Here is a 14262-nt window from a genome sequence, read left to right on the forward strand (position 1 = left end):
AGCTTTGGACGTTTGACCCTGGACTCCCGATAGTGGTAAAAAAATATGACGCAGGTAGAATTCCCACGGAATACTCCACCAGAAGAAAATAAACCGGAAATGGTGGCTGGCCACACCTCCCATCCGAAGGCGTGGAAATGGCAGGATTACTTTACATTTAATGTTGATCACAAGGTTATTGGTATCCAATACCTAGTAACGGCATTTGTGTTCTATCTCATCGGCGGACTGATGGCGATCGCTCTGCGTGTCGAATTAGCAACACCAGATGCAGACGTACTCGACCCCAATCTGTATAACGCTTTCATGACCAATCACGGGACGATCATGATCTTCCTGTGGATTGTCCCTAGCGCCATTGGGGGATTTGGTAACTATTTGGTGCCGTTGATGGTCGGTGCTAGGGATATGGCTTTCCCGAAGCTGAACGCGATCGCCTTTTGGTTAAACCCACCAGCCGGTGCGCTGATTTTAGGTAGTTTCATTTTTGGCGGTTCGCAATCTGGTTGGACAGCTTACCCACCTTTGAGCTTGGTGACAGCACCAATCGCTCAAACTATGTGGATACTTGCGATCGTCTTGGTAGGAACTTCTTCAATTTTGGGTTCACTGAACTTTGTGATCACCATTTTGATGATGAAGGTTCCCAGCATGAAATGGGATCAAGTACCCTTATTCTGCTGGGCAATCTTGGCAACCTCCATCCTGGCGCTTCTTTCCACACCTGTATTAGCAGCCGGTTTAGTTCTGCTGTTGTTTGACCTCAACTTTGGCACCTCCTTCTTTAAACCAGATGCAGGCGGTAACGTTGTAATTTATCAACACTTATTCTGGTTTTATTCTCACCCGGCAGTATATTTAATGATTCTGCCCATCTTCGGCATCATGTCGGAGGTAATTCCAGTTCACTCCCGCAAGCCAATTTTTGGTTATAAAGCGATCGCTTATTCTAGTGTAGCCATCTGCGTTGTGGGTTTGTTCGTCTGGGTACACCACATGTTTACCAGTGGTACACCCGGTTGGATGCGGATGTTCTTCACTATCTCCACTCTTATAGTTGCAGTTCCCACTGGCGTGAAGATTTTTGCCTGGGTTGCTACCCTCTGGGGTGGTAAAATCCGCTTCACCGGTGCGATGCTTTTCGCCATTGGCTTGTTATCCATGTTTGTCATGGGCGGCTTAAGTGGTGTGACGATGGGAACAGCCCCCTTTGATGTTCACGTCCACGACACATATTATGTAGTTGGACATTTCCATTACGTTCTGTTTGGTGGTTCCGTGTTTGGCATTTACGCCGGCATTTATCACTGGTTCCCCAAAATGACCGGACGAATGCTGAATGAAAGTTTGGCACGCATTCACTTTGCCCTCACCTTCATCGGTACTAATCTGACCTTTTTACCCATGCACGAGTTGGGCTTAAAAGGAATGCCTCGACGAGTGGCAATGTATGACCCCCAATTTATCGACCTCAATCAAATTTGTACCTTTGGTTCATTTGTTTTGGGAATATCGGTAATTCCTTTCGCCATCAACATGATCTACAGTTGGTTGAAAGGGCCTTTGGCTGGTGATAATCCTTGGCAAGCTTTGACTTTAGAATGGACAACTAGCTCGCCACCTGCAATTGAAAACTGGGAAGTGTTGCCGGTTGTGACTCATGGCCCTTATGACTACGGTCATGGTCACAGTAATGAAGTACAGCCATCTGCAACACCGGAAGCTAGTGCTTAGTTAATAGATTAAGTACTGCGATCGCTGTTAAGGTGACTGTAATTTCTAGTCATTTAATTTGAGAACTCGAAACTCCAAGCTTAGAACTCGAAACTTGAGCTTCAGAACTCGGAACTTCAAGCTTAGAACTTGGAACTTGAGCTTCAGAACTCGGAACTTCAAGCTTGGAACTCGGAACTTGAGCTTCAAAACTCGAAACTTCAAGCTTGGAACTCGAAACTTGAGCTTCAGAACTCGGAACTTCAAGCTTGGAACTCGAAACTTGAGCTTCAAAACTCGAAACTCGGAATTTTGAGAATTCCTGAACAAGTGAAGAGTTAATACCATTTCACTTTAATAATGATACAAATACGCTGGTAAGGGCATGGCAATGCCATGCCCCTACGAGAAATCTATATGTATCAGGATTTTTGTGAATTGGTATAAGTTAAACAGGGATTTTGGATGAAGAATGAAAATTTTGCCGCTTCACACTTCATTCTTCATTCAAGCTTCCACAACAGACACAGTGGATAATATTGTCAAAAAATCTATGACCATAGCTACAACCACGAGTCAAGATCACAGTGCAGGACACGAAGAACATCCAGATTTAAGAGTCTGGGGATTGTTGACATTCCTAGCCTCTGAATCCCTGATGTTTGGGGGATTTTTTGCCACTTATTTATTTTTTCGAGGTACTACAGCAGTTTGGCCTCCAGAAGGAAGCGAAGTAGAACTACTTGTACCGACGATTAACACCATTATTCTGGTATCTAGTAGTTTCGTCATTCACTTCGGTGATAAGGCGATTAAAAAGAATAATGTCAAGGGAATGCAACTGTGGTATGCAATTACTGCAATCATGGGCGCAATATTCTTGGGTGGTCAGGTTTATGAGTACTCAACATTAGGATACGGACTGACTACCAACGTCTTCGCCAACTGCTTTTATATCATGACTGGGTTCCACGGTTTGCACGTTTTTGTGGGACTGTTATTGATATTACGAGTATTGTGGCGATCGCGTCTTCCCGGTGAATATTCTGCAACCAATCATACTTTCATCGAAATGACAGAAATTTACTGGCACTTCGTAGACATTATCTGGATTGTTTTATTCACCTTGGTGTACGTTCTTACTTTGTTTTAACAAAAGTTAGAAGTTAGAGATTATTAAGTCTTAACTTCTAACTCCTCACTCCTAACTCCTAACTCTCAGAAAGATTATTATGCAACTTGATGCAAACAAATTCTCGTGGTTCGAGGTTCCAGAAGACATCAAAAATCTATTAGTTTTAGCTGCACAAAACTGGGAGAACACATCAGAATCGGAAAAGTATATTCAACAAGCTTTAGCTAATACTGGTGAAAATACAGATGTATTGGTAGCAGCATATAGATTTTTTTATTATAAGAATAATTATTCTCTTGCATTACAAACAACAGTCAAATTATTAGATAAAATTAAAGAACTAGAAAAATTACCTGAGGACTGGGAGCAACTTAAGCTTATATTAGTCAATCGCAAAGAAGACCCACAAATTCGATTGTACTTAAATGCTTATGCTGCTTCTGGATTAGTATTAGCAAAGCTGGGAGCAATCGAGGAAGCAAAAGAAATCAGCACCAGAGTCAAACAGATAGACGACAAGAATGATTTTGGTGCCGGGATTCTACTGGATATTTTGACACGTCCAGCAGAAGAAGATGATTAATTAGTCAGCAATCAAAAATCAAGGTGAACAATCATGAACAATTGGTTATCTACTACCTCATATTCCTCTTACTCCCTGTTAGGAGCGGCTACTGATAGTAACTCTATCTTTCCTCCTATTACCATACCTACTAAACTTCCTGTAGGCAATATTCCTAATGTCTCTCCGATCCTGATCATCCAATCTTCGCCGTTATCAATTTAAAATCTATGAAAGGTAGGGATTGGCTGCTAACGGGGGACGGTCAGTATCAAGCCTGTAAATCTGTGAGAGCATGGGATTTATTGAGAGAAAACTACCGCCTTTATCGGTTTTTAACTGAGGTGGAAGATGTTCTCAATAGTGGTGATAATGAAACCAATTGTCTGCCAGAAATTCGGATGCTCGTAAGGCGCTTGATAGTAAATTCCTACTGGGTGCAAAGTCAACATTTAGAGGCTTCACCCAAAACGGGAAGCTCTGTTTTACTCCTATATGATGAATTGGGTTTTCCGTTGACGGTGCAAACAGTAACATTTGCACCGGGAACCCGATCAACCATTCATAATCATGGGACATGGGGAATAGTGGCGGTGTTAAAAGGTGAGGAAAAAAATACTTTTTGGCGACGCACTAATAGCCCAGAATTTCAGGACAAAATTGAACAGACGGGAGAGATAACTCTCTTTCCAGGGGATATTATTAGCTTCACTCCTGATGCAATTCACAGTGTAGAAGCAATGGGTGATGAACCAACAGTGACTTTTAATATCTACGGCGAAACTGATCCAGATGAGAGATTTGAGTTTGACTTAGGTACTCATCAGGCTAGGAATTTTTAATTAGGCATCGTCAGGGTTTATAGTTAGACGCTTTAGCGCTAAAGCGCCAACTACAAACAATTGAGTAATTAGGAGATAATTGCATGGCAAGAGTAAGTTTCTATAGCAAACCAGGCTGTAAAAGTGGTACTAAGCAAAAAGTTTTGCTCACAGCTGCTGGTCATGAGGTGATACCATACAACCTGCTAACAGAACCTTGGACAGTTGAACGGTTGCGCTCATTTTTTGGCGATCGCCCCGTAGCCGAATGGTTTAATCTTTCCGCCCCCAAGGTAAAATCTGGTGAGGTGGTTCCTGAAAAAATCGATGAACAAACTGCTTTGACGCTGATGCTGAAAGAACCACTGTTGATTCGCCGTCCTTTGTTAGAAGTAGGCGAACAGCGCGAGGTAGGATTTGATGTACAAAAAATTGATGCTTGGATTGGCTTACAAGCTGTGGATGAATCCTTGCAAGAAATCAGCGACAAGCTTATGAAGGAAAATTTGCAAGGCTGTTCTCACGGTCACGATCATGGGCATAAACACCATAAGGAAGGTGGCTGTAAGCATTAGTACAGGATTTTTGCATTAAAACCTGAATTCTTGGGTTTGAGATGCAATAATGCTCTCAAGTCCCAACATACAACTTTGGAGTGAATTAGTCTTTGTAACATCTCGTGAAATTATGCTGACTTTCGTCACAAATGTTACAAAGCTAAACTTGCATGGGCATAGTAAGTATGCTTAATATTGCAAGACAAAACAATGACAGCTACTTTATCTGGTTATCAACTCCTTGAAACCCTTCACTCCGGTAGTAAAACCGTCATTTATCGTGGACGGCGAGAAACTGATAACGTCTCTGTCATTGTTAAAACCCTCCTGTGCGAACATCCACTCCTAGAAGACATTGCACGACTGCGCCACGAATATCAAATTATTGAGCCTCTGCAAATTCCTGGCATTGTTAAAGCCTACGAGTTAAAGAATTATCAGCATGGTCTGGCTTTAGTTTTGGAAGACATTCCAGGTTGCTTGCTCCAAGAACTGATTGCAACTCAAACAACCACCTTGATTACTTTCCTCAAGGTGGGGATTAATCTAGCACATATTTTAGGAGAACTGCACGCCCAACAGATTATTCACAAAGATATTAAGCCGGACAATATTTTAATTAACCCCGATTCTGGCGAAGCCAAACTGATTGACTTCAGTATCTCCTCGCGCCTTGATAAAGAAAATCCCACCTTGAGCAATCCTCATTTGCTCGAAGGTACGCTTGCGTATATGTCACCTGAGCAGACGGGGAGAATGAATCGGGCGGTTGACTATCGCACCGACTTTTATTCGCTGGGTGTCACCTTGTATGAAATGCTGACGGGTATTTTGCCCTTTGAAGCTGTTGACGCGATGGAGTTGATCCACTGTCACATTGCCAAAACGCCAGCCGCACCCTGTAGCGAAACCGTGTGCCGTGTTCTGGAAGATGTACCAGAGGCAATTAGTGCAATTATTTTAAAATTATTAGCGAAAACAGCAGAGGAGCGCTATCAAAGCGCCTGGGGACTAAAAGCGGATTTAGAGGAATGCTTATTTCAACTTCATACGACTGGAAAAATTGAAAACTTTGTACCGGGAAGACAGGATAAATCTGGGCATTTTTCGATTCCGCAAACACTATACGGACGCGAAGCAGAAGTAGCAACATTGATGGCTGCGTTTAAGCGTGTGGCAGGTGGTAGCAGTGAACTCATGCTAGTCTCTGGTTATTCGGGGATTGGAAAGACGAGTGTCGTCAATGAAGTTCATAAACCGATTGTGGGAGCAAGAGGTTATTTCATTGCAGGCAAGTTTGACCAGTTCAAGCGCAATATTCCCTATGCATCGTTGATTCAAGCATTCCAATCCTTAATTGGGCAATTACTTACCGAAAGCGAAGCCCAAATCCAAGTGTGGAAAAAGAAACTCCTAACTGCGTTGGGAGAGAATGGGCAAGTCATTATCGATGTGATTCCAGAAGTCGAACTAATTATTGGTACTCAACCAGATGTAACACAACTTGGTGCGGCTGAATCTCAAAATCGTTTCAATCGCGTTTTTGGGCAATTCATTGGCGTATTCACGACCCAAGACCATCCTCTGGTTGTTTTCTTGGATGATTTGCAGTGGGCAGATTCGGCATCGCTAAACTTAATTGAGCTATTGATGACGGATAGCGATGCCTACGGCGGCAAGCTACGCAAATATCTATTATTAATTGGAGCATACCGCGATAATGAAGTGTCGCCCACCCATTCGCTCATGCTTAGTTTAGACAAGATTCAATCTTCTGGCGCGGTGGTAGATAACATCAATTTGGCACCATTGCAGTTAACGGATGTGGAAGTGTTAATTGGCGACACATTGAATTATACAGAATACAGCAAACCGTTGGCAGAATTGCTATTACACAAAACTGGTGGCAATCCGTTCTTCTTAACGCAACTGCTCAAAACCCTGTACCAGGAAGACTTGTTAACGTATGATTTTCATTCAGGGATATGGCAATGGAATATCCCAGATATTCAAGCGATCGGTCTTAGTGACCTGAATGTGGTTGAACTGACGGCGAGAAATATTCGCAAACTGTCACCAGAAACGCAAAAAGTCCTTAAACTGGCTGCTTGTATTGGCAACACGTTTAACTTAGATGTATTAGCGATCGTTAATGAAGCATCTTCTTTAACCACTGCGGTGCAATTGTGGTCAGCCCTTCAGGCTGGGTTAATTTTGCCGTTAAATCAGGACTACAAAATTCCCTTAGCGTTTAGTCAGGAGGATTCAGGTAGCGTTACCTTAACGGATTTCAAAGTTGACTACAAGTTTTTACATGACCGAGTACAGCAAGCAGCGTATTCTCTAATTCCCGATGAGCAGAAGAAAGCAACGCATCTGAAAATAGGTCAATTACTGCTGCAAAATACTACACCAGAAGAACGCAAAGAAAATATATTTGCTTTAGTTAATCAACTCAATTACGGTACTGATTTACTGATATCTGAAATAGAAAAATATGAACTTGCAGAACTCAATATAATCGCAGGTAAAAGAGCAAAAGCAGCCACAGCGCACGATTCCGCCATCAAATATTTGCAAGTTGGTTTAGATTTGTTAGCAGAAGATAGCTGGGAAAGTCAGTATGACCTAACATTAGCACTGCATGAGGAAGCAGCAGAGGCAGCTTTTTTGAGTGGTGATTTTAACGAAATGCAGAGATGCGTTGAGGTTGTGCTAAACCGCGCTAAAACGCTACTGGACAAAGTGAAAGTCTATGAAGTCCAGATGCAAGCTTACATGGGGCAGAACAGACTGATAGAAGCAGTTAATACCGCGCTACAAGTTTTAAAGCTGTTAGGGGTGGAGTTTCCCCAAGAGCCGAACGCGTCAGACATTGGGCAGGCACTAGGAGAAACTGCGGCAATTTTGAACGGGCAGCGAATTGAGGATTTAATTAACCTGCCTCAAATGAGCGATCGCTATAAATTAGCAGCTATACGACTGTTATCAAGTATCTTTGCTCCGGCATACATTGCTGCTCCTACACTGTTGCCTTTGACGGTGTGCAAACAAGTACAATTATCCGTCCAATATGGTAATGCTTCCGTTTCTCCCTTTGCTTATGCCAATTATGGTTTTCTGCTTTGTGGAGTTATAGGAGATATTGATTCGGGTTATCAGTTTGGTCAGTTGGCTTTAAATCTGGTGTCTAAGTTAAATGCTCAAGAAATCAAAGCCAAGACAGCTTTCATAGTAAATCTATTTATCCGACATTGCAAAGAGCATCTCAGACAAACTTTAGAGCCTTTGATGTCAGCTTACTCTAGCGGTGTGGAGACAGGAGATTTAGAATATGCAGGCTACTGTCTACTACAGTACTCCTGTTCAGCTTACTATAGTGGCAAAGAACTGACTGGACTTGAAAAAGAGATAACAATCAACAGAGATGCGATTCATAAAATCAAGCAAGAAACAGCGCTCAATTATATAGAAATCTATTGGCAGGCTATATTAAATCTGCTCGGAAAAAGTGAAAATCCTTGTCGTCTTCAGGGTGAAGCCTGCGATGAGCAAATTAAGTTGCCATCGTACCAGCAAGCCAACGACAAAGTAGGAGTTGCCTATATATATTTAAACAAACTTTTACTTTGTTATTGGTTTGAAAATTACTCTCAAGCGATTGAGAATATCGCTATAGCAGAGAAGTCTTTAGATGCAGTGGTAGGAATGCCCGTTGTTCCTGTCTTCCATTTCTACGATTCTCTGGTGTGGTTAGCGGTGTATTCTGATACTCCACAGTCAGATCAACAGGGCATTCTTGAAAGAGTACAAAGTAATCAAGAAAAAATGCTCAAATGGGCGCATCATGCCCCGATGAATCATCTGCACAAATTTTATCTCGTAGAGGCAGAACGGCATCGGGTTTTAGGTGAAAAAATCGAAGCGATCGAGATGTATGATCAGGCGATCGCACTTGCTAAACAAAACGAATACATCAACGAAGAAGCTCTAGCTTACGAACTCGCTGCCAAATTCTATTTGTCATGGGGTAAAGAAGCGATCGCCCGCACCTACATGACAGATGCTTATTACGCCTATAGCCATTGGGGTGCTAAAGCTAAAGTCAAAGATTTAGAAGCACGCTATCCGCAATTGATTGTGCGGTCAAACACACAAAAGCTAGAAACGAATTATAAAGAATTTACACTAGACAACTCCACGACTAGCGGCAGCGCTCAAATTCTCGACTTGATGACAGTGATGAAAGCTTCACAGGTCTTGTCAGAAGAAATAGTGCTGAGTCGCCTGCTCGAAAAATTGATGAAAAATGTCATCCAAAATGCTGGCGCTATCCAAGGTTACTTTATTGCCAAGCACGAGAATCAATGGATACTAGAAGCGGCGGGAACAATTGCAGGTAAGGAAGTTAGCGTTGTTGTTAATGGGCAGGATGAAACTAATTTACCCTTACTTCCGGTTGCCTTATTCAACTATGTGGAAAGAACCAGAAACAACCTAGTTTTAGACGATGCTGTTAAAGACTCCCGTTTTGCAGCTGATGCTTATATCGCCACTTACCAATCTAAGTCAATTTTGTGTCTACCGTTGATTCACTCTGGCAAGTTTACTGGTCTTCTTTACCTGGAAAATAATCTTATTCCTGGCGCTTTTACCCCAGAACGGGTAAATGTCCTGAGTCTGTTGATAGCACAAATTTCGATCGCGATCGAAAACGCCCGTCTCTACACCAACCTACAAGCTTACTCGCAACAACTGGAAGCCAAATCACAAGAACTCGAAGTTAAAAATGAAGCTTTGCAAGCATCCGAAATGCGAGAGCGAGAAAAAGCCGAACAACTCGAAAAATCGCTGCACAAACTGCAACAAACCCAGGCTCATCTTGTGCAAACCGAGAAAATGTCGAGCTTAGGGCAACTGGTAGCTGGCGTTGCTCACGAAATCAACAATCCAGTCAATTTTATCTTTGGCAACCTGACTCATGCCAACGGCTACACCCAAGAGGTGCTGAGACTGCTGGAACTTTACCAGAAACATTACCCATCTCCTCATCCAGAGATTCAGGAAGAAGCGGAGGCTATCGATCTAGAATTCCTGCTAGAAGACTTGCCTAAGCTACTTTCTTCTATGCGGGTTGGAGCAGACCGAATTCGGCAAATTGTTGCTTCCCTGCGAACTTTCTCACGCATGGATGAAGCCGAGATTAAAGCCGTTAATATTCATGAGGGGATTGACAGTACCATAATGATTCTGCAACATCGCCTCAAGGCAAAGTCAGATTGTCCCGCTATTCAACTTGTTAAACACTATGCCTTGCTGCCCCAAGTGGAATGCTATGCAGGACAACTCAATCAAGTGTTCATGAACGTGTTGAGTAATGCGATCGATGCTTTGGAAGAGTCATTAGTGGAAAATCAAGAACAAATAACAACTCCAACTATTACTATTCACACTGAACAAATTGATGCTCATCAAGTCGAAATTCGGATTGCAGACAATGGTATGAGTATACCAGAGCCTGTTCGCCGCCGCCTGTTCGATCCTTTCTTCACCACAAAACCTGTGGGTAAAGGAACAGGTATGGGTTTGTCGATTAGCTACCAAATTGTCACCGAAAAACATGGTGGTTCACTCTCTTGCACCTCAGAACCCGGCAAGGGAGTGGAGTTTCAAATCCGCATTCCAGTTTGCCAGGAAGTCAGCAAGAACCTTGTGGTTAGTGTCTAGAGACTGAAATACGCTGTATTTCAGCTAAATGAAGTACATGGGTAGGGGCACAACATGTTGTGCCCCTACAATTATCTGTACTCACCTTGGCGTAGCCTCTGTCTGCGATACGCTGCGCGTTTGCGTAGCATCCCGCAGAGAACGTAGAGAAGTTGCAATTTGCTGTATCACTCTCAATACGGTTCGGTTAAAGGGGAAAAGGGAATTTACCTTTTACCCCTTTCCCCAGACCATTGTCTTCTTTCCTACTCTCTTTAACGCACGCCAGCAGTTTCTAAGGACAAATCCTGAAACATGGGGGTGCTGAGGTAACGTTCGCCGAAGGAAGGCTGAATCATTACAATTAAACGTCCGGCATTTTCTGGGCGTTTACCTACTTGAATTGCGGCACACAAAGCTGCGCCAGATGATATCCCAGACAATAAGCCTTCTTCTTTTGCCAAACGTCGTCCAAATGCGATCGCTTGTTCATCGCTGACTCTAATTACTTCATCAACCAATTCTAGGCGGAGAACATCGGGGATAAATCCGGCACCAATACCTTGAATTCTGTGTGGCCCGGCTTCACCACCTGAGAGGACTGGGCTGTTGCTGGGTTCAACTGCGATCGCCTGAAAAGTCCGCTTGCGCTGTTTGAGTACTTCTGCAATCCCAGTAATCGTCCCACCAGTCCCTACCCCAGCAATGACGATATCCACTTCGCCGTCTGTATCTGCCCAAATTTCTTCGGCGGTGGTTTCTTGGTGAACTTTGGGATTGGCAGGGTTGCGGAACTGTTGCAGCATAAAAGCATCGGGAGTATTAGCCACAATTTCTTCGGCTTTGCGAATCGCTCCCCGCATTCCCTCAGCGCCTGGTGTCAACTCCAAAGATGCACCATAAGCCCTGAGCATAGCCCGTCGTTCTTGGCTCATTGTCTCTGGCATTGTCAAAATCAAACGGTAGCCACGCGCCGCAGCTACCATCGCTAAAGCAATTCCTGTGTTACCAGAGGTAGGCTCAACTAAAATGGTCTTTCCAGGGGAAATTGAGCCAGCCGCTTCTGCTGAGAGTACCATACTTAAACCAATGCGGTCTTTCACCGAAGCCGCTGGGTTCATACCTTCTAATTTGACAACTATCCTTGCTACTACTCCCTCAGCTTGAGGAATCTTGTTCAGTTGAACTAAAGGAGTCCGTCCAATCAGTTCTGTTATGTCTTGAGCAATCCGCATTATTTAACTCCTAAAATCCTAAATCTTAGTACAGAGTATTTACTTATAACAATAAGCTTTTGTGTATTTAATTTGCAGTTTAGTTACAATGAGTGCATATACTATGTATTCTAACTAAACCACAAAATATGAAAGTTTAGGAAGAACTTTTATCAGATGTTCCCATTGATTCTCACTTCAGCAGACGGCTAGCTTGCCATGCTTGTATTTTACCATTTACAGTTATTGACTATTGCTTCTTGTGCTGATATTCAATTTTTGTAATTCTGTATCTATAAATAATTTTTACCATTATTTTGAATATCTACTAATCCGGTTCGGTTAACGTGTTTATTCTTCGAAGATCCCCCCAACTCCCCTTAAAAAGGCTTGCTCTTGCTTCTTATTATCCTCTTTTTTAGGAGTTCACCACAGGCGGAGGCATCATATTGCAATATCTTCTATTTGTTATGGAAATGTAATTTACTTTCAAAACATTTAATTGCTTTTCTTGAATTATTAGTCTATCTTTATCACCAGACATTGATATTTTCTTTTGAGTGCAGATGTTATCAGCCCGAAATTGCATCAATAACAGTCCTTAACCATTGCCTACATTGCTTTTAGGTTGAGTGCAAAAACACCAGAACCCCACCTCGAAAACACTAGTACCCTGTCTCAAAAACACTAGTACCCATACCCCAATGAATTTTTTAAAGTCTTACCAGGTGAGGATTACAGCCTTTGAGTACTATTCTAATGAATTTAATAATTTTAACGTGGCTGGGGTAAACTGTTTTGTGGAGAGCGGCTGATATAAATCGTATAGGATTTACGCAGAGATTCCCCTCTACCCCCCAACATTCCTGAGCGAAAGCTTAGTGAACTAGGGGGGACTTCTTAATCTCTCTTTTGAGAGTTGGATGAAATCAGATTCTTTGAATCTGAGTGCGTTATTTCTGACTGAATAATCCTCCTTTTTGTGAAAATGTTGGTAACTTTTCAGTAGCCAGTAGTCAGTGGTAATTAAAAAAACAACTGACAACTAACGATTCAGAAAATTACCGTTTACACATATTTTAATATCAAAACTGTTTGAGAGGTAGAGATATATAGCTACTTTAGATAAACAGCAAAAGATATTTTCTTACTGGGTGCATACTACCTAGCAAGGGAGAGCCAAGATGAAAGCCAAACTTTTAAATGTTCTTACAGTTTGCGTAGTTACCTTAGCAGTGCTTTCTCCAGGAGTAGTAGTATTTAGCATAGTTTGGGAGCGACATTTAGAGTTAGTAAAATCCCAGAATTTAGCCTGCGAAGTTAACAAGATTAGTACAGATGCTCCTGCCTTGGCTCCCCGAATAGAGGGTACACATTCCCCTCAGGCTAGCATCCAATCCTCTGACCGTAATTTGATTCATCAAATGCTGACTGTTGCTGAACAATATAAATTTGCCACTATCCTGCAATGGTTCTTCTTGTTAATCCCTATTTGTGTTGGTTTAGGGATTCTCTTTTACGACAGATATCTTGTTCATCGTGCGGCTGTTTTAAAAGAACAAGTTGAAATGTTGGAAAGGCTATGGCAGCAAAGTATCGAACAGTAACCAATTCCCAATTTACTCACTAAAATCAACAAATTTATTATGTCAGAACAACGCCAACAGATGTATTTTAATCTGATTGATGAGTTACTCAGATGCCCTAATGGTCAAGAACCAGAAGTTTTAGAATCTAAGCCAGAATTGATTGATTCTGGTTTCGTAGAAACAATGTTACAAGTGGCAACTATGTTTGCCCATGAAGGCAATCAAGATGGTGCCAAATTTTTATTTTTTGTGGCGCGTGAGCTAGCTAAAGAACTAGGTTTATACCCGGAAGTTCCCAATACTGAAGTTGTAAATCCTGAAGCTGCCAATAAGGAGTAAAAATGCTGTTGACTTCAACGGATGCCGGACAAATAGCTTTAGAGCTACTCATGGCAGATTGGAATATTTCAGAAGAGAATCGAGAGTGGTTTACAATCTTTAACTCTCGTCTGATTGGCGAGAGTTGGTACACTGTGGAACTAGGTGTAGAAGGATTTCCAGATAGGTGGTTTATTCAAGTATATGACAATGGAGTGTGTGATCCAAACTATACATTTATATCACCAATCCGTGGTTGTGAAGGATTTACGGACTTTGTAAATGTACCGGATATTGTAGCAGAGGTCTTAGTTTGTGAACGCAATGCTCGATAATAATTAAAAATTCAAAATTTAGAATTCAACAATAGTTCGTAATTCGTAATGACGTTTGCGGACTCACTACCGCTGTGCTTATATATTGGGATTTAGACCTACCCATAATGAATAGTAAAACCTGTAGAGGTAGCTTTCTTTAAGCCTTGATTTAATTACGAATTACGAATTACGAATTTTTAATATAAAGATGCTTTACGCAAATCGGAGGCGATACTAAATAAGGTACGCCTCTTTTTTCTGTAATATTTAATATTTTATTAAAGCCTATTAGGCTATTTTGTCATATTTAAATGACAAAATTATGTTATA

10 protein-coding genes are annotated in these 14262 nt (G+C 42.0%); 9 read left to right on the plus strand and 1 reads right to left on the minus strand.

Annotated features, from left to right (window positions below; translation table 11 throughout):
- The first annotated feature begins 45 nt into the window (after positions 1-45).
- From ctaD to ACEYW6_RS03995, 6 genes are all read left to right on the plus strand, one after another.
- Positions 46-1734, plus strand: a complete 1689-nt coding sequence (gene ctaD / locus ACEYW6_RS03970; RefSeq protein WP_412978709.1) for a cytochrome c oxidase subunit I — start codon at positions 46-48, stop codon at positions 1732-1734.
- A 532-nt stretch (positions 1735-2266) separates the two neighbouring features.
- Positions 2267-2866: a heme-copper oxidase subunit III gene (locus tag ACEYW6_RS03975; protein WP_196509916.1), complete on the plus strand. Its 600-nt coding sequence runs from the start codon at positions 2267-2269 to the stop codon at positions 2864-2866.
- Positions 2867-2945: 79 nt separating this feature from the next.
- Entirely contained in the window at positions 2946-3431 is a 486-nt protein-coding gene (locus ACEYW6_RS03980) for a hypothetical protein (RefSeq protein ID WP_412978710.1), read from the plus strand.
- Positions 3432-3640: 209 nt separating this feature from the next.
- Positions 3641-4252, plus strand: a complete 612-nt coding sequence (locus ACEYW6_RS03985; RefSeq protein WP_412978711.1) for a cupin — start codon at positions 3641-3643, stop codon at positions 4250-4252.
- 83 nt (positions 4253-4335) lie between these two features.
- Positions 4336-4806, plus strand: a complete 471-nt coding sequence (locus ACEYW6_RS03990; RefSeq protein ID WP_412978712.1) for an ArsC/Spx/MgsR family protein — start codon at positions 4336-4338, stop codon at positions 4804-4806.
- Positions 4807-4998: 192 nt separating this feature from the next.
- The gene (locus ACEYW6_RS03995) at positions 4999-10515 is read left to right on the plus strand and encodes an AAA family ATPase (RefSeq protein ID WP_412978713.1); all 5517 of its coding nucleotides are present in this window, start codon (positions 4999-5001) and stop codon (positions 10513-10515) included.
- Positions 10516-10769: 254 nt separating this feature from the next.
- Here ACEYW6_RS03995 and cysK read toward each other — a convergent pair whose 3' ends face one another.
- On the minus strand, positions 10770-11729 hold the full coding sequence (gene cysK, locus ACEYW6_RS04000; RefSeq protein WP_412978714.1) for a cysteine synthase A: 960 nt from the start codon (positions 11727-11729) through the stop codon (positions 10770-10772).
- Between the two features lie 1163 nt (positions 11730-12892).
- Here cysK and ACEYW6_RS04005 point away from each other — a divergent pair.
- The 3 genes from ACEYW6_RS04005 to ACEYW6_RS04015 are packed head-to-tail and all read left to right on the plus strand — an operon-like array spanning position 12893 to position 13950.
- Positions 12893-13315: a hypothetical protein gene (locus ACEYW6_RS04005; RefSeq protein WP_412978715.1), complete on the plus strand. Its 423-nt coding sequence runs from the start codon at positions 12893-12895 to the stop codon at positions 13313-13315.
- A 39-nt stretch (positions 13316-13354) separates the two neighbouring features.
- The gene (locus tag ACEYW6_RS04010) at positions 13355-13636 is read left to right on the plus strand and encodes a hypothetical protein (protein WP_412978716.1); all 282 of its coding nucleotides are present in this window, start codon (positions 13355-13357) and stop codon (positions 13634-13636) included.
- Positions 13637-13638: 2 nt separating this feature from the next.
- Positions 13639-13950 (plus strand): hypothetical protein, encoded by a 312-nt coding sequence (locus ACEYW6_RS04015; protein ID WP_412978717.1) that lies wholly within the window; start codon positions 13639-13641, stop codon positions 13948-13950.
- The last annotated feature ends 312 nt before the right edge of the window (positions 13951-14262 follow it).

This window comes from Nostoc sp. UIC 10607 (assembly GCF_047228265.1).
GTDB classification, from domain to species: Bacteria; Cyanobacteriota; Cyanobacteriia; order Cyanobacteriales; family Nostocaceae; genus Nostoc; species Nostoc foliaceum_A.

Coding starts and splice junctions, on each gene's coding strand:
- ctaD (WP_412978709.1), top strand. CDS start 46: ATGACGCAGGTAGAATTCCCACGGAATACTCCACCAGAAGAAAATAAA.
- ACEYW6_RS03975 (WP_196509916.1), top strand. CDS start 2,267: ATGACCATAGCTACAACCACGAGTCAAGATCACAGTGCAGGACACGAA.
- ACEYW6_RS03980 (WP_412978710.1), top strand. CDS start 2,946: ATGCAACTTGATGCAAACAAATTCTCGTGGTTCGAGGTTCCAGAAGAC.
- ACEYW6_RS03985 (WP_412978711.1), top strand. CDS start 3,641: ATGAAAGGTAGGGATTGGCTGCTAACGGGGGACGGTCAGTATCAAGCC.
- ACEYW6_RS03990 (WP_412978712.1), top strand. CDS start 4,336: ATGGCAAGAGTAAGTTTCTATAGCAAACCAGGCTGTAAAAGTGGTACT.
- ACEYW6_RS03995 (WP_412978713.1), top strand. CDS start 4,999: ATGACAGCTACTTTATCTGGTTATCAACTCCTTGAAACCCTTCACTCC.
- cysK (WP_412978714.1), bottom strand. CDS start 11,729: ATGCGGATTGCTCAAGACATAACAGAACTGATTGGACGGACTCCTTTA.
- ACEYW6_RS04005 (WP_412978715.1), top strand. CDS start 12,893: ATGAAAGCCAAACTTTTAAATGTTCTTACAGTTTGCGTAGTTACCTTA.
- ACEYW6_RS04010 (WP_412978716.1), top strand. CDS start 13,355: ATGTCAGAACAACGCCAACAGATGTATTTTAATCTGATTGATGAGTTA.
- ACEYW6_RS04015 (WP_412978717.1), top strand. CDS start 13,639: ATGCTGTTGACTTCAACGGATGCCGGACAAATAGCTTTAGAGCTACTC.